The sequence below is a fragment of the Pseudomonas sp. B21-017 genome (genome assembly GCF_024749245.1).
GTDB lineage: Bacteria > Pseudomonadota > Gammaproteobacteria > Pseudomonadales > Pseudomonadaceae > Aquipseudomonas.
This window is the reverse complement of sequence record NZ_CP087194.1, coordinates 203,530-218,766: the sequence shown is the minus strand read 5'-3', so window position 1 is coordinate 218,766 and position 15,237 is coordinate 203,530. Positions and strand designations below refer to the sequence as shown.

The window sequence follows — 15,237 nt, the reverse complement described above, 5'->3', positions numbered from 1 at the left end:
ATCCTGCCCTGTGATGCTTCACACAGCGGTAGCCGTGAACGCCAACCTGTTGACCGGACGCGCCAATCGACATGACTGAACCGACCTCCCTCGCCAGCTGGACCCGCGCCCTGCGCAAGCAGCTCGATGCGCTGGGCCTCGACAGCACCGCCCTGTGCCGACAGGCGGGGCTCGATCCGCAGTTGATGGACGACCCGAACGCCCGTTACCCGTTGTCCGGCACCACACGCCTGTGGGAAATCGCGGTGCAGGTCAGTGGCGACCCGGCGATTGGCTTGCGGGTGTCGCGGTTTGTCAGCCCGACCACGTTCCATGCGCTCGGGTATGCGTTGGTGGCCAGCGGCAGCTTGCGGGAAGTGTTCGAGCGCATCGTGCGTTATCACCAGGTGGTCAGCGATGCGCTGGACCTGGAGTTGACCCGCGCCGAGGATCGCTACCGCTTCCGCCTGAAAATCCCCAAGGCAACCCCGCACCAGCCTTCGAAGCCATCGACGCATTCGCGGCGATTTACGTGCGCACCTGCCGTAACCGGCTGGGCCGCGACTACGCGCCGCTGGCGGTTTATCTGCGCCGTCCGGAACCTGCCGACCCGCATCAATGGCACAAAGTGTTCCGTTCGCCGGTGTATTTCGCCGCCGAGGAAGACCGACTGGAATTCGCCCTGGTGGATTTCGACAGCCACCTGGACGACGCCAACCCGGAACTGGCCGAACACAACGAGACCGTGCTCAAACGCACCCTGGCGCAACTCAAGCCCCTGACCTGGGAGCGCAAGGTTCGCGACGCCATTGAAGAGCAACTGCCTGAGGGCGAACCGTCGGCCGATCGCATCGCCGAAGCACTGCACTTGAGCTTGCGCAGCCTGCAACGACACCTGGCGGACGAAGGTTGTCGGTTCGATGCGCTGCTCAACGAAAGTCGGGAAAACCTGGCGCTGCTGCACCTGCGCGACCCGCAATGCTCGTTGAGCGAGGTCAGTTATCTATTGGGATTCGCCGACACCAGCAGCTTCAGCCGCGCGTTCAAGCGCTGGACGGGAATGACGCCGGGGCAGTTTCGGGATGGGTTGCGGTAATAGATTCCCAAGGCGTGTTGAGATTTCCGGCCCCCATCGCAATTTCTCAAGCACCACTGAAACCGCTACCGCCCCCGATCCCGCCGCAACAGCTTGCGCACCCGCTTCACCAGCTCGCTGACGGTAAACGGCTTGAGCAGGTAATCATCCTCATGCAGCTCCAACCCGCGCAGCCGGTCCTCGATGCCGTCCGTGGTGGTGAGCAATAGCACCGGCGTATCGCCGAGCTTGCGGATCTGCTGCAGCAACTGCCAGCCGTTGAGGCCGGGTAACATGACGTCGAGGATGATCAGTTGGTACTCGCCGGACTCGATAAAGCGTCGGCCGTCCATGCCATTGAGCGCTACATCCACCGCATAACTCGCTTCGCTCAGACCTTTGGCCAGGAGCTTGGCGGTCTCGGGTTCGTCTTCCACTAACAGCACACGCATGGCACACCTCGATTGTTCAGCTTTACAGGCTAAGCCCCTTCGAGTGAGTTGCCCATGACAAACTTGGTTTTCCGGCTGAGGGGTTGTCGAGTGTGGTTTTGGTGATAAAGCCAAGGCTTTCGACAATCAGACTGAAGCCGCGCACACCGCGCGCGGCAGAATGATAGGTTTGACAATGCACTAATCAACGAGTAACGGTGAAATCGAATATATCCGTCCACTCAGATGTCTGACGGTTATCTTTTTGCAGTGCAAACGCAGAATAGCGGCGTACATCAAGGCTCACCGATGTCGACCACTTACCGTTTTTAACAATAGCAGAGGCGATAGCTTGGCCATCGGTGGGTATGGAGTAAACCAGGACTAACCAGCCCTCTTCACCAGTGCCCGAGAATTCCACAGGGTTTTCGTTGTCGCTATCAGGTACCGGTAAGTTCACCACAGGTGCAGCGACGGCCTTCGGTGTCGGCGTATCGACACCTTCGTATTGGTTCTTATCGTTCATGGATCCAACTCCTTTGGATGTCTTCTTCGACAATCTTCTTTTACACCTCGTGAGCCTCGGCCATCTACTGTCATATCTGATAGGTAGCCCGTAATTTCTCCAAGTCCAGAATTTCAATCTCACCATAACTCAGACCGAGTATTCCCTGCCCCTGCAAGTCCTTGAGGATCTGGTTGGTGGTCTGGCGCGACAGCGACAGCATCGACGCCAATTGCTCTTGCGGCAGTTGCAGAACGCGGCGCGGCAGGTCGATTTCACCATAGCCCTCGGCGATCATCAGCAAGCGATGGGCCAGGCGCGCCGGGGCTGGCATCAGGCTCAGCTGTTCGAGGTTGATGAAGGTCAGGCGCAGTTTGTGGCTCATCAGCAATGCCAGTTGCCGCCAGTACACCGGGTGTTCGTCGAGCAATGCCAGCAGCGCCGTTTGCGGGATGTGCAACAGAATGCACTGGCCCACGGCGTAGGCATCATGGGTTCGCGGCTGGCCATCGAACAGGCAGATTTCGCCGAACCAGTGCGGCGGTTCCACCAGGCTTAGCAGCGCTTCCTTGCCCTGCTCATTCACCGCGCCAATGCGCACCGAACCTTCAAGCACCGCATACAACCCGCACGGGGGATCACCGCGTTTGAACAGCAGTTGCCCCGGCGATAGGCGCCGAATCCTGGCGATTGCCAGCAGACTATCCTGTAAGGAAACAGGCAAGTGACTGAACCATTGCCCCGTCATCAGGCGCGAACGCCAAACCTGCATGTCCATGAAAACTCCTGGAGATTGTCGCCTGGCTGACAGAGCGAGAGATGAACCCGGGGCATCATCAATCACCCTACAGGAGGAATAACAATGAAAAGCCTCGTTGACCATCTCAGTCAATACGCCGCCTACCACCGTGATCCGCGCAATATCGCCAGCCACTTCGTGGGCATTCCCCTGATCGTCGTGGCGGTCGCGGTGTTGCTGTCGCGTCCGCAATGGGCCGGGGGCTGGCTGTCACCGGCAGTGCTGGTGTCACTGGTGTCGGCGTGGTTTTACCTGCGCCTGGAACTGCGGCTGGGGGTGCTGATGACGGTATTGCTGGGCCTATCGGTCTGGCTGGGGCATGTGCTTGCGCAGCAAAGCACATTTGCCTGGCTTGGCGCCGGCATCGGGATGTTTGTGGTGGGCTGGGCGATTCAGTTTGTCGGCCATCATTACGAGGGGCGTAAACCGGCGTTTGTCGATGATGTGACGGGGTTGATTGTCGGGCCGTTGTTTGTGGCGGCTGAGTTGGCGTTTTTGCTCGGGATGCGGCATGAGCTCAAAGAGCAGATCGAGGCGCGAGTGGGTGGTGTGCGAATCAATCCGAAAAATGCGGCGGCTTAGGCCGCTTTAAAAGATCGCAGCCTGCGCCAGCTCCTACAGTGGATTTGGGTTGGCCACAGATGTGTGTTCGACCCAAATCCACTGTAGGAGCTGGCGCAGCCTGCGATCTTTTGATCTTAAATGTTGGCGACTTTCTGCCAGACCTTGGGTTTGAAGAACAACGTCTCACCCTTCGTCAATCCAACCAGGCTGTCGTGATCCTTCACCACTTCAGCTTCAATCAACTCGCTCTGGCCTTCGACCTTCAGCGTCACCCGCGTGGTGGCGCCCAACGGACGAATATCCCGCACTTCAGCGGCGTGGTGGTCTTCCAGTTCATGCCGCGACAGCGACACTTCGTGTGGACGGAACAGTACGTGCCGGTCTTCGCCCAAATGCAGACGGTTCGAATCGCCGAGGAAGTGATAGACGAAATCGCTGGCCGGATTTTCGTAGACGTCGCCCGGTGAACCGATTTGCTCGATCACCCCCTTGTTCATCACCACGATCCGGTCGGCAACTTCCATCGCTTCTTCCTGGTCGTGGGTCACGAATACCGAGGTCAGGTTGATGTCCTCGTGCAGCCGCGCGAGCCAGCGACGCAATTCTTTACGGACCTTGGCATCGAGTGCACCAAAAGGCTCGTCGAGCAGCAGCACTTTCGGCTCCACCGCCAGGGCGCGGGCCAACGCGATGCGCTGACGCTGGCCGCCGGAGAGTTGTTCCGGGTAGCGATCGGCCAACCAGTCCAGTTGCACCATGTTCAGCAGTTCGTGGACTTTCACCGCAATCTGGCTTTCGTTCGGACGCTGGTTTTTCGGCTTCATACGCAGGCCGAACGCAACGTTGTCGAACACCGTCATGTGACGGAACAAGGCGTAGTGCTGGAACACGAAACCGACGTTGCGATCACGCACGTCGTGGCCGGAAACGTCTTCGCCGTGGAACACGATGTTGCCCTGATCCGGGGTTTCCAGGCCGGCGATGATTCGCAGCAATGTGGTCTTGCCGCAGCCGGACGGCCCCAGCAGCGCCACAAGTTCGCCGCTTTGAATGTCCAGGCTGATGTTGTCCAGCGCCTTGAACGCGTGGAAGTTCTTGCTGACGTTACGCACTTCGATCGACATGACTTATTCCTCCGCGGCGCTGGCGCGCAGGCGGTTAATACGGTTTTCGCTCCACTGCTTGAGCAGCAGGATGAAGAGCGCCAGGATCAGCAACAGGCTCGCCACGGCGAACGCGGCCACGTGGTTGTATTCGTTGTAGAGAATCTCGACGTGCAGCGGCAAGGTGTTGGTCACCCCGCGAATGTGCCCGGACACCACCGACACCGCCCCGAACTCACCCATGGCCCGCGCGGTACACAGCACCACGCCATAGATCAGGCCCCATTTGATGTTCGGCACGGTGACGTGCCAGAACATCTGCCAGCCATTGGCGCCAAGCAAACGCGCGGCCTCTTCCTCCTGGGTACCTTGTTCCTGCATCAGCGGGATCAGCTCACGGGCCACGAACGGCACGGTGACGAAAATCGTCGCCAGCACGATGCCCGGCAAGGCGAAGACGATCTGGATGTCGTGATCCTGCAACCATGGGCCGAACAAGCCCTGGGCGCCGAACATCAGCACGTAGACCAGACCTGCGATCACCGGCGACACCGAGAACGGCAAGTCGATCAGGGTCACCAGCATGCTCTTGCCGCGGAACGAATATTTGCTCACGCACCATGCGGCGCTGACCCCGAACACCAGGTTCAGCGGCACCGAAATCAACACCGCAATCACCGTGAGTTTCAGGGCCGACAAAGCGTCCGGTTCGAAGATCGCGGTGAAGAACGCACCCAGGCCCAGCTTCAGGCCCTGGGACACCACGATGAACAACGGCAACAACAGAAACAGCGCAAAGATCAGCCAGCCGAGGCCGATGAGGATTCGCCGCGAAGCTGCACTGCCACGGCGGGCGGCGTTCGAGGAGGCCGCTGCAATAGACGATTGGGACATTTTTCGCGCCTCCTTATGGGGTTTCGATGCGCCGCTGCAACAAGTTGATCAGCAGCAACAGGACAAAGGAAACCACCAGCATCAGTACACCAATGGAGGTGGCGCCGGTGTAATCGTACTGGTCGAGTTTGACCATGATCAGCAGCGGCAGAATTTCGGTTTTCATTGGCATGTTGCCAGCGATGAAAATCACCGAACCGTACTCGCCGACCCCACGGGCAAAGGCCAAGGCGAAACCGGTCAGCCAGGCCGGGAGCAGCGCCGGCATCAGAATATGGCGGAAAACCTGCAACGGATTTGCCCCCAGGCACGCCGCCGCCTCCTCCACTTCACGGGGGATATCGGCCAGTACAGGCTGTACCGTACGTACTACGAATGGAAGTGTTACAAAAGTCAGCGCCAGGGTGATGCCGAGGGGGGTATACGCGATCTTGAAACCCAGGTCCGCCGCGAACTGACCCACCAGGCCGGTGGGGGTGTACAGCGCGGTCAACGCGATACCGGCCACGGCAGTGGGCAATGCGAAGGGCAGATCGATCATCGCATCGATGACTTTGCGCCCCGGGAAGGTGTAGCGCACCAGCACCCACGCCAGCAGCGTGCCGATCACGCCGTTGATGATCGCGGCGTACAACGCGGTGCCGAAGCTCAGCTTCAACGCGGCCAGCACCCGAGGTGCCGAGATGATTGCCCAGAACTGGTCCCAGGTCAGTTGAGCGGCATGCACGAACATCGCCGCCAGTGGAATGAGCACAATCAGGCTGAGGTACACCAAGGTGTAGCCCAGCGTCAGCCCGAAGCCGGGTATGACGGGGGAGATACGACGCGACATAAAAGTCCTTGGTTGAAAACGCACTAAGCCCCGACGGCAAGATCGGGGCCCGTTGGCAGATCTATTTCAGGCTACTGCGCCTGGTAAATCTGGTCGAACACGCCACCGTCATTGAAGAATTTCGGCTGGGCGGTTTTCCAGCCGCCGAAGTCCTTGTCGATGGTCACCAGTTCCAGGGTCGGGAACTGTTTGGCGTACTTGGCAGCTACGTCCTTGTCACGTGGACGATAGAAGTTTTTCGCCGCAATTTCCTGGCCGGCCGGGCTGTACAGGTGCTTGAGGTACGCTTCGGCGATTTCGGTGTTGCCCTTTTTCTCGGCGTTCTTGTCGACCACGGCCACCGGTGGCTCGGCAAGGATCGACAGCGAAGGCACGACGATGTCGAACTTGTCGGCGCCGCCGTCTTCTTTCAAGGCCAGGAAAGCTTCGTTTTCCCAGGCCAGCAACACGTCGCCCTGACCGTTGTTGACGAAAGTGATGGTCGAACCGCGAGCACCGGTATCCAGCACAGGCACGTGCTTGAACAGGGTCTGTACGTACTCTTTGGCCTTGGTTTCGTTACCGCCATTGGCTTTCAGGCCATAGGCCCAGGCCGCGAGGAAGTTCCAGCGTGCACCGCCGGAGGTTTTCGGGTTCGGGGTGATGACTTCCACACCGTTCTTGGTCAGGTCACCCCAGTCCTTGATGCCTTTCGGGTTGCCCTTGCGCACCAGGAACACGATGGTCGAGGTGTAAGGCGTGCTCGCTTCCGGCAGACGCTTCTGCCAGTCAGCCGGCAGGCTCTTGCCGAGCTTGGCGATTTCGTCGATGTCGCCGGCCAGGGCCAGGGTCACCACGTCGGCCCGCAGACCGTCGATCACCGCCCGGCCCTGCTTGCCTGAGCCACCGTGGGACTGCTGGATCTTCACGTTGTCGCCAGCGTGGTCTTTCTTCCAGAAGTTGATGAACTCGGCGTTGTAGTCCTGATACAGCTCGCGGGTCGGGTCATACGACACGTTGAGCAGTTCGTAATCCTTGGCAACCGCGGAACCAGCAAAAAGGGCACTGGCCAGGGCGGCCAACGCAAAATGGCGAATCGACGACATGGTGAAAGCTCCTGGAATTCTTGGTGTGGTGGCTTTTTCTTATGGTCTGGAAAGGATTGCCTGACTCAAGGATCGAAGCCTTCGACGCTCCCGTAGGAGCCGCCGAAGGCTGCGATCTTTTGATCTTTGCTTCAGCTCGACTTGTTGCCCGGATGCTGCAAACGGAATTTCTCTTTGCGTTCGATCTGTACCACCTGGGCGTTGTGCACGGTGATTTCCACCGCGCCAAAGCGCAGATCGCGCAACGCGCTCTGGATCTCGCGCAAAATGGTGGCTTCGTCCTGCCCGTCAACACTGCGTAGGGATGCGCTCATGGTGCTGCTCCTTTAATGAGATATGCCTGGCAGTGGTGGGCACTGCGTACGGCGTGAGAGCAATAGTAGATAGCCGCAGATATTCTTAAAAAGACTATTTAAGAATGTTTATATAACCAGAATGCATTATTTGATGGGACAAGGGATTGCGGGGGATCTACTATTTTCAGGGCCACACAAAACCCTGTGGCGAGGGGGCTTGTCGGAACGCCGCACCGCCCCGTTCGGCTGCGTAGCAGACGCAAAGATTTGGGGCCGCTACGCGCCCCAACGGGGGCAAGCCCCCTCGCCACAAGAAGCAGCTCAGGCACTCATCCAATCAGCGGCGCCCGAACCCAATCCAAGGAAGCCGCCGGCACTGGCCGCCCAAACCAGTACCCCTGCCCCAGATCGCAATCGTGCTCGAGCAGGAAAGCCGCCTGCTCGACCTGCTCGATCCCCTCGGCATGCACCTGCATTCCCATGCTTTGCGCCAACGCAACGATCACCCGAGCGATTGCCGCGTCGTCCTCATCACCCGGCAAGCCTGCGACGAATCCCTGATCGATCTTGAGTTTTTGCACCGGTAAACGCTTGAGTCGCAGCAACGACGAATAACCCGTGCCGAAGTCATCAATGGCCAGCCGCACGCCTAACTCACGCAAGCGATGCATCTGCTCCAGCGCCACTTCCGGATCCTCCATCACCGCGCTTTCGGTGACTTCCAGCTCCAGATACGCCGGATCCAGCCCGGTGTCGTGCAGCACCTGAGCCACCTGCTGGTACAACTCACGGCGAGCGAACAGGCGCGAAGAAACGTTCACCGCAACAAACGACAACACCACGCCTGCGGCGTGCCACTGGCACATTTGCTGACAGGCCTGGCGCATGACCCAGGCATCGATCTCGGCAATCAACCCGGTACGTTCGGCAATGGGGATGAACTCAGCCGGTGACACCAGCCCGCGTTGCGGATGCTCCCAGCGCACCAGGGCTTCGACGCCGATCAGACGGCTGGTCTTGAGGTCGTGCACGGGTTGGTAATAAACCCGCAACTCTTGCTGCTCCAGTGCTCGGCGCAACTCGAACGCAATCTCGACACGTTGCTGGGCATGCGCGGTCAGCTCTTCGGTGTAGAGGGCATAGCTGTCGCGACCGGCGCTCTTGGCCTTGAACAGTGCCGAGTCGGCATTGCGCAACAGTTGCTCGGCGCTCAACGCATCGCTGGGGAACAGGCTGATGCCGACACTGGCGTTGATGAACAACGAATGCCGGTCAATCTGAAACCGCTCCTTGAGACCATCGATGACCCGCTGGGCCAGCGCCGCGGCATGCCCCGGTTGCGGGCAATTTTCAGCCAACAGGGCAAATTCGTCGCCACTGAGCCGCGCCAGGGTGATGCCCGGGCCGAACAAGGTGTTCAGACGCTCAGCCACGCCCTTGAGCAATTGATCACCAACACTGTGACCGAGGCTGTCGTTGATCAATTTGAAGTGATCAAGGTCGATCATCAGCAACGCACAACCGCGCTTATGGGCCTGCGCCGAGGCCACAGCCTGCCCGGCACGGTCGGTAAACAGCAGACGATTGGGCAGATCGGTCAGCGGATCGTGGTGGGCCAGGCGCGTCAGTTCATGCTCGGAGTTCTTGATCGCACTGATGTCGGAAAACACCGCAACGTACTGGCTGAGCCGCCCCTGATCGTCATGAACGAGGCGGATCGTCTGCCATTGTGGGTAAATCTCGCCGCTTTTGCGACGATTCCAGATTTCCCCGCTCCACTCGCCGAGGCTGTCGAGTGTCGCGAACATCGACTGGTAGAAACCCGGCGGGTGATGGCCCGACTTGAACATGCTCGGTCGTTGACCCAGCACTTCCTCACACTGGTAGCCGGTGATTTCCATGAACGCCCGGTTCACATGGACGATCAGCCCTTTGTTATTGGTGACCAGCACCCCTTCGCGGGTGCAATCGAACACCGCGGCCGCCTGTCGCAAACGCTCCCGGTCGGCATTACGTTCACGCAATTTGGCGCCGACGCCCAGGCAGCGAAACAAACGTGCCCGCGCGATGAAAATCAGCCCGGCACTGAAGGCCACCCAGGCATAACCGTTGATCAGTTGCCAGCGCAGCAGGTCGGTGGAGTTATCGAAGAAACTGTTCAATAAATAACCACTGAACTGAAGCCAGACTACGGAAAGCACCAGATAAAGTAGCGCTGCACGCAAGGCATCGCGATATGTGGCTGACATTCGAGCGTCCATGTCCCTACAAAAAAGACTGGAATTATAGATTAAAGAAACATCCGGCCACTCTTATCTGAAAGGGCGACTGGTTTTATCTGTGGGCTAAGTGATAATGCGACGGCTGTTTTTTTCTTTATCGAGGGTCCTATAGGCTATGTGGTACGAAGGTTTTCTTGGCTTATCGCCCTGGTCACTGGTGGCAGTCACCCTGCTGATGACCCACGTCACGATCGTCGGCGTCACGGTCTATCTGCATCGCTATTCAGCCCATCGCTCGCTTGAGCTCAATGCCGGCCTGAAACATTTCTTCCGCTTCTGGCTGTGGTTGACCACGGCGCAGAACACCCGCGAGTGGACCGCTATCCACCGCAAGCATCACGCCAAATGCGAAACCGTCGATGACCCGCACAGCCCGGTCATCAAGGGCTTGTCCACCGTTCTGCGCAAAGGTGCCGAGCTGTACCGCGCCGAAGCGGAAAACCCCGAGACCCTGCGCATCTACGGCAAGAACTGCCCCGAAGACTGGATCGAACGCAACCTCTACAGCCGTTTCCCACTGCTGGGCGTGGCGATCATGGGCGTCATCGACCTGCTGCTGTTCGGCACCATCGGCATCACCATCTGGGCCATCCAGATGATGTGGATCCCGGTCTGGGCCGCCGGCGTGGTCAATGGCCTGGGCCATGCCATCGGCTACCGCAACTTCGAATGCCGCGATGCGGCGACCAATCTGGTGCCCTGGGGCATCCTGATCGGCGGCGAAGAACTGCATAACAACCATCACACCTACCCTAACTCGGCCAAACTGTCGGTGAAGAAGTGGGAATTCGACCTCGGCTGGGCCTGGATCCAGGTCTTCAGCTTCCTGCGCCTGGCCAAGGTCCAGCGAGTTGCGCCGATCGCCCACCGTGTCGAAGGCAAAGGCAACCTGGACATGGACACCGCCATGGCGATCCTCAACAACCGCTTCCAGATCATGGCCCAGTACCGCAAGCTGGTGATCGCGCCGCTGGTCAAGCAAGAGCTGGAAAAGGTCGATCACTCGGTCCGCCACCAGTTCCACCGGGCCAAACGCCTGCTCTCGCGGGAAACCAGCCTGCTGGACGACAAGCACCACCTGCGCATCCAGACCATGCTCGAGCACAGCCAGGCGCTGAAGGTAATTTACGAGAAACGCCTGGCCCTGCAGCAGATCTGGGTCAAGACCAGCTCAAATGGTCACGACATGCTGGCCGCCATCAAGGATTGGGTACACGAGGCCGAGGCCAGCGGGATTCAATCCCTGCGTGATTTCGCCGACCAGTTGAAAACCTACTCCCTGCGCCCCGCCACTGCCTGACCCTGAATCAGGGGCGCACCTGTGGCGAGGGAGCTTGCTCCCGCTCGGCTGCGCAGCAGCCGCAATACCTGACGACGCGTTTTAACTGAAAAAACGCGTCGCCAATACCGCCCGGCGGGAGCAAGCTCCCTCGCCACGAAAAGCGGGAACTTCGCCCCAAATCTCCTATCTCAAAGACACTTCGCCACCCCGGCGGGCTTTGTGTTGGCCGCTGTCGAAATAGCGGCACGCCCTTTGAGACTTGTGCCGATGGTCAATAAAAACCTACAAGACACATCCCTTCCGCAGTGGCCCGAGGCCGCGCAAACGCTGATGGCGCTAATGCATGCGCAGGGCGAAGTGGCGCGCCTGAGCGAACGCGAACAGCTGTTCAGCTCGCTGCTGGTCAGCGTCAACGCCGTGCTTTGGGCATTCAACTGGGAAACCCGTCAGGTCCTCTACGTCAGCCCGGCCTATGACCGGATCTTCGGCCGCCCCGCTGGCCTGTTGCTGTCCGACTACAACCACTGGCGCGACAGTGTTTATCCCGACGATCTGGACTACGCCGAGCGCAGCCTGGCGCAAGTGCTGGTCAACGGCGCCGTTGAAGACCGCGAGTACCGCATCATCGCCGCCGACGGCCAGGTGCGCTGGCTCAGCGACAAGTGCTTCATCAACCGCCAGGCCGAACCGGGCCAGCCAGTGATCATCGTCGGCATTGCCGAAGACATCACCGAAAAGAAGCAGATGGAAACCGAGCTCCACCGCCTGGCCACCACCGACGTGCTGACCCAAAGCAGCAACCGCCGACACTTCTTCGAATGTGCCAATCACGAATTCGAGCAGGCACGCCAGCAAGGCAAGCCGCTGGCCTTCCTGCTACTGGACATCGATGACTTTAAAGTGATCAACGACACCTACGGCCATCCGGAAGGCGACAAGGTGCTGCAACGCATCGCTGAGAGCGGTCGCGCGGCCCTGCGGCGTGGTGATCTGTTCGGGCGGATCGGCGGTGAGGAATTCGCCGCGGTGTTCCCCGGATGTGCACCGGACATGGCCATGCAAGTGGCCGAGCGCCTGCAACGGGAGATTCAACGGTTGAGTTTCAGCCATGACGACCAGACGTTCGGCATCACCGTCAGCCAGGGCCTGACCAGCCTCACGCCCGAGGATGAAAACCTCGACAGCCTGTTCGCCCGCGCCGATGCGGCGATGTACCAGGCCAAGCGCCAGGGCAAGAACCGGATAATCTCTGGCTGAGCCCATGTAGATCGTTCCCACGCTCTGCGTGGGAACGATCTACAAAGCCTATTTTTTGCGCAAGCGCATCAGCTCCGGCAATCCGATCTTGAGCAACCGCGCCGTGCGGCTCTTGGCCAATGCCTCGATCCCCTCATGCTCGGTCAGGCGCGCCAGTTGCGCGGCCATGTTCATCACCAGCGCTTCGCGGGAGTAAACCCCGCCACCGAGCTGATAAACCGCCGCAATCAGCTCACGCAGCTCCAGCGGCAGGCGCCAGCGGGTACGCAGCGCCGAACCGTAGGCCGCGCCGAATTCGGCCAGGGCATCGCCGACTTCCTCCCATTCATCCAGCTCACCACCGGCCTGCTTCCACTCCTGCAAACAGCGCAGCAACGCCAGGTCGCCGAGGCGGTGCAGCATGCCCGCGCAATAACAGCGCTCCTGATCCAGATCCAGCAAGCGCGCCAGCGTTCGCGCGTATTCCGCGGTGTGCAGGGACAATTCCCAATAGCGCTCGGCATAGTCCGCCAGTTGCGGATCACTGAGCCGGGCACTGCGTTTGAGGGCGAGGCCCAGAATCAGGTTCATGCTTTGCCCGGTCCCCAAGCGATGCAACGCCTGGGACAGGGTTTGCACGGCGGCGCCATGATGCTGGGCCGCGCTGTTGGCGGCGGCGATCAGCACGGCGGTGACTTGCGGATCCGTGCGGATCTCGTCTTCAAGCCGCACCAGATCGAGGCCATCGGGATTGAGGCTACGTTTGATCGCCACCTGCACATCGGTCATCAGCGGCGCGCCGTCGGCCAGTTCGCGCCGCCGCTCCAGATACACCGACAAGGTCATGCCCGGCGCCAGAGACGGCACTTCGCAGGACACCTCTTCACCCGCGCTCAGCAGTAAATCCTGCAGGCGCTGGGTCAGGTTTTCCATGTTCAGGGGTTTGGTCAGGTACGCCGTGGGCGCCAGGGGCAAGGCTTCACGCACGCTGGCGCTGTCGTTGCGGCTGCTCATCAGAATGAACGGCAACGGCGGATTACGTTTGCGCTGACGAACACTGCGCAACACATTCAGGCCATCGACGCCGGGCAACTCCCAGTCGACGATCACCAGGTCATAAGGGTTCTCTGCCAACAGCTGCAGGGTTTCCTGGCCATCGGCACACAGGTCCAGCCGCGCGTCGCAGCGCACATTCAACAACACCTGCTTGAGCAGGTCGCGGGACCAGGGGTCCGCCTCGGCAATCAGCACTCGCGGTACAGCGGGTAACACCACAGCAGTCATCTGCACACTCCAACGGCAATGCTTGCACCTTAGTCAATGCTGGCCATTCGATACAGCCCAATTGCTCCTGATGTGTTTCAAGGGGCATAAAAAAACCCGCCGAAGCGGGTTTTTTGTCGATCAGTTCACAAACGGATCAGAGCTCGGCGAAGCACTCTTCGATGATCGCCAGGCCTTTGTCCAGTTGCTCGTCCGGCGCGGTCAGCGGTACCAGCACGCGCAGAACGTTGCCGTAGGTGCCGCACGACAGCAGGATCAGGCCCTTGTCGCGAGCCTTGGCCACAACGGCGGCTACAGCAGCCGGGTTCGGCTTGTGGCTGTCGCCGTTTTCGAACAGCTCGACAGCGATCATCGCACCCAGGGCACGCACGTCGCCGATCACCGGGTATTTGGCCTGAATGGCTTTCAGACCAGTCACCAGACGCTCGCCAACCGCTTTGCAACGGTCCAGCAGGTGCTCTTCTTCGAACACTTCCATCACGGCCAGGGCTGCGGCGCAAGCGATCGGGCTACCGGCGTAAGTGCCGCCCAGGCCGCCTGGAGCGATGGCGTCCATGTATTCGGCCTTGCCGCACACACCGGCCAGCGGGAAGCCGCCAGCGATGGATTTGGCGAAGGTGGTCAGGTCGGCGGCGACGCCCATCTGTTCCATGGCGAAGAAGGTGCCGGTACGGCCAGCGCCCGTTTGCACTTCGTCAGCGATCAACAGAATGCCGTGCTGGTCGCACAGGGCGCGCAGACGCTTCATGAACTCTTTAGGCGCGACGTAGAAACCGCCTTCGCCCTGCACCGGCTCGATGATGATCGCGGCGATGTCACGCGGCTCGGCGTCGTTCTTGAAGATGCGCTCGATGCTGGCGATCGAATCGTCGATGCTCACACCGTGCAGTTCGTTCGGGTACAGCGCGCGGAAGATGCCGCCTGGCATCAGGCCCATGCCGGCCGAGTAAGGCACGACTTTACCGGTCAGGCCCAGGGTCATCATGGTGCGACCGTGGTAAGCGCCGGTGAACGCGATCACACCGGCACGGCCAGTGGCGGCGCGGGCGATCTTGATGGAGTTTTCCACAGCTTCGGAGCCGGTGGTCACCAGCAGGGTTTTCTTGGCGAAATCACCCGGCACCTTGGCGTTGATTTTTTCGCACACTTCCACGTACGGCTCGTAGGCCAGCACCTGGAAGCAGGTGTGGGTCAGCTTGTTCAACTGCGCAGTCACGGCGGCGATGACTTTCGGGTGCAAGTGACCGGTGTTCAGCACGGCGATACCGCCGGCGAAGTCAATGAACTCACGACCTTCAACGTCGGTTACGGTGGCGTTCTTCGCGTGGTCGGCGAAGATCGGGTGAATCTGGCCAACACCACGGGGTACAGCAGCAGTGCGGCGGGCCATCAACTCAGCGTTAGTCTTGCTCATACATTCCTCATTCGCCGCTCATCGGTCGGCGTGGTTCAAGGATTAAGCGGCGGGGAAGCAACTACGGCAGCATGCGATGATCGACTGCCACAGCGTTCCCGGCCACAGAGAAAATTCCGTTTGAAGCGCGCAAAGGGACAGCGCTCTCGTGCCCTTTGCGTTTGAAGCAATGCCTT

15 protein-coding genes and 1 pseudogene are annotated in these 15,237 nt (G+C 60.0%); 5 read left to right on the top strand and 11 right to left on the bottom strand.

Going from position 1 to position 15,237, the window contains the following annotated elements; translation table 11 throughout:
* Positions 1 to 71 precede the first annotated feature (71 nt).
* Together LOY28_RS29955 and LOY28_RS29950 are read left to right on the top strand one after the other, a co-directional pair.
* Positions 72 to 616: pseudogene (locus LOY28_RS29955) on the top strand (AraC family transcriptional regulator); the annotation flags it as partial.
* Complete coding sequence (locus LOY28_RS29950; protein ID WP_408981043.1) at positions 608 to 1,075, top strand: helix-turn-helix domain-containing protein; 468 nt, start codon at positions 608 to 610, stop codon at positions 1,073 to 1,075. The pseudogene LOY28_RS29955 and the gene LOY28_RS29950, both read left to right, overlap by 9 nt.
* Positions 1,076 to 1,140: 65 nt before the next feature.
* On the opposite strand, the gene LOY28_RS00930 is transcribed toward LOY28_RS29950, so the two are convergent.
* From LOY28_RS00930 to LOY28_RS00920, 3 genes are all read right to left on the bottom strand, one after another.
* Positions 1,141 to 1,506, bottom strand: a complete 366-nt coding sequence (locus LOY28_RS00930) for a response regulator (protein ID WP_018929357.1) — start codon at positions 1,504 to 1,506, stop codon at positions 1,141 to 1,143.
* 184 nt (positions 1,507 to 1,690) lie between these two features.
* Positions 1,691 to 2,011, bottom strand: coding sequence for a hypothetical protein (locus LOY28_RS00925; RefSeq protein WP_258612941.1), 321 nt, complete (start codon positions 2,009 to 2,011; stop codon positions 1,691 to 1,693).
* Positions 2,012 to 2,081: 70 nt separating this feature from the next.
* On the bottom strand, positions 2,082 to 2,768 hold the full coding sequence (locus tag LOY28_RS00920; RefSeq protein ID WP_018929359.1) for a Crp/Fnr family transcriptional regulator: 687 nt from the start codon (positions 2,766 to 2,768) through the stop codon (positions 2,082 to 2,084).
* Positions 2,769 to 2,852: 84 nt separating this feature from the next.
* On the opposite strand from LOY28_RS00920, the gene LOY28_RS00915 reads away from it, so the two are divergent.
* On the top strand, positions 2,853 to 3,371 hold the full coding sequence (locus LOY28_RS00915) for a DUF962 domain-containing protein (protein WP_258612940.1): 519 nt from the start codon (positions 2,853 to 2,855) through the stop codon (positions 3,369 to 3,371).
* A gap of 116 nt (positions 3,372 to 3,487) precedes the next feature.
* On the opposite strand, the gene LOY28_RS00910 is transcribed toward LOY28_RS00915, so the two are convergent.
* From LOY28_RS00910 to dibA, 6 genes are all read right to left on the bottom strand, one after another.
* A complete protein-coding gene (locus tag LOY28_RS00910) occupies positions 3,488 to 4,477 on the bottom strand; it encodes a sulfate/molybdate ABC transporter ATP-binding protein (protein WP_018929361.1) in 990 nt (329 codons plus the stop codon).
* A 3-nt stretch (positions 4,478 to 4,480) separates the two neighbouring features.
* On the bottom strand, positions 4,481 to 5,350 hold the full coding sequence (cysW, locus tag LOY28_RS00905) for a sulfate ABC transporter permease subunit CysW (protein WP_007941037.1): 870 nt from the start codon (positions 5,348 to 5,350) through the stop codon (positions 4,481 to 4,483).
* A 13-nt stretch (positions 5,351 to 5,363) separates the two neighbouring features.
* Positions 5,364 to 6,182 (bottom strand): sulfate ABC transporter permease subunit CysT, encoded by an 819-nt coding sequence (gene cysT, locus LOY28_RS00900; RefSeq protein ID WP_018929362.1) that lies wholly within the window; start codon positions 6,180 to 6,182, stop codon positions 5,364 to 5,366.
* Between the two features lie 71 nt (positions 6,183 to 6,253).
* Positions 6,254 to 7,267, bottom strand: a complete 1,014-nt coding sequence (locus tag LOY28_RS00895) for a sulfate ABC transporter substrate-binding protein (protein ID WP_096481478.1) — start codon at positions 7,265 to 7,267, stop codon at positions 6,254 to 6,256.
* Positions 7,268 to 7,398: 131 nt separating this feature from the next.
* A complete protein-coding gene (gene oscA / locus LOY28_RS00890) occupies positions 7,399 to 7,581 on the bottom strand; it encodes a sulfur starvation response protein OscA (RefSeq protein WP_018929364.1) in 183 nt (60 codons plus the stop codon).
* Positions 7,582 to 7,892: 311 nt separating this feature from the next.
* Positions 7,893 to 9,812, bottom strand: coding sequence for a phosphodiesterase DibA (dibA, locus tag LOY28_RS00885; RefSeq protein ID WP_258612939.1), 1,920 nt, complete (start codon positions 9,810 to 9,812; stop codon positions 7,893 to 7,895).
* 148 nt (positions 9,813 to 9,960) lie between these two features.
* Here dibA and desA point away from each other — a divergent pair, with 148 nt between their 5' ends.
* Both desA and LOY28_RS00875 read left to right on the top strand, forming a co-directional pair.
* The gene (desA, locus tag LOY28_RS00880; RefSeq protein ID WP_018929366.1) at positions 9,961 to 11,145 is read left to right on the top strand and encodes a delta-9 fatty acid desaturase DesA; all 1,185 of its coding nucleotides are present in this window, start codon (positions 9,961 to 9,963) and stop codon (positions 11,143 to 11,145) included.
* Between the two features lie 249 nt (positions 11,146 to 11,394).
* Positions 11,395 to 12,384 (top strand): sensor domain-containing diguanylate cyclase, encoded by a 990-nt coding sequence (locus LOY28_RS00875; RefSeq protein WP_018929367.1) that lies wholly within the window; start codon positions 11,395 to 11,397, stop codon positions 12,382 to 12,384.
* Positions 12,385 to 12,432: 48 nt separating this feature from the next.
* Here the strand turns inward: LOY28_RS00875 and LOY28_RS00870 are convergent, their stop codons facing one another.
* Together LOY28_RS00870 and gabT are read right to left on the bottom strand one after the other, a co-directional pair.
* Positions 12,433 to 13,647 carry a response regulator gene (locus LOY28_RS00870; RefSeq protein WP_258612938.1) on the bottom strand — a complete coding sequence of 405 codons (1,215 nt, stop codon included), beginning with the start codon at positions 13,645 to 13,647 and terminating at the stop codon, positions 12,433 to 12,435.
* A gap of 136 nt (positions 13,648 to 13,783) precedes the next feature.
* Complete coding sequence (gene gabT, locus LOY28_RS00865; protein WP_018929369.1) at positions 13,784 to 15,061, bottom strand: 4-aminobutyrate--2-oxoglutarate transaminase; 1,278 nt, start codon at positions 15,059 to 15,061, stop codon at positions 13,784 to 13,786.
* Positions 15,062 to 15,237 lie beyond the last annotated feature (176 nt).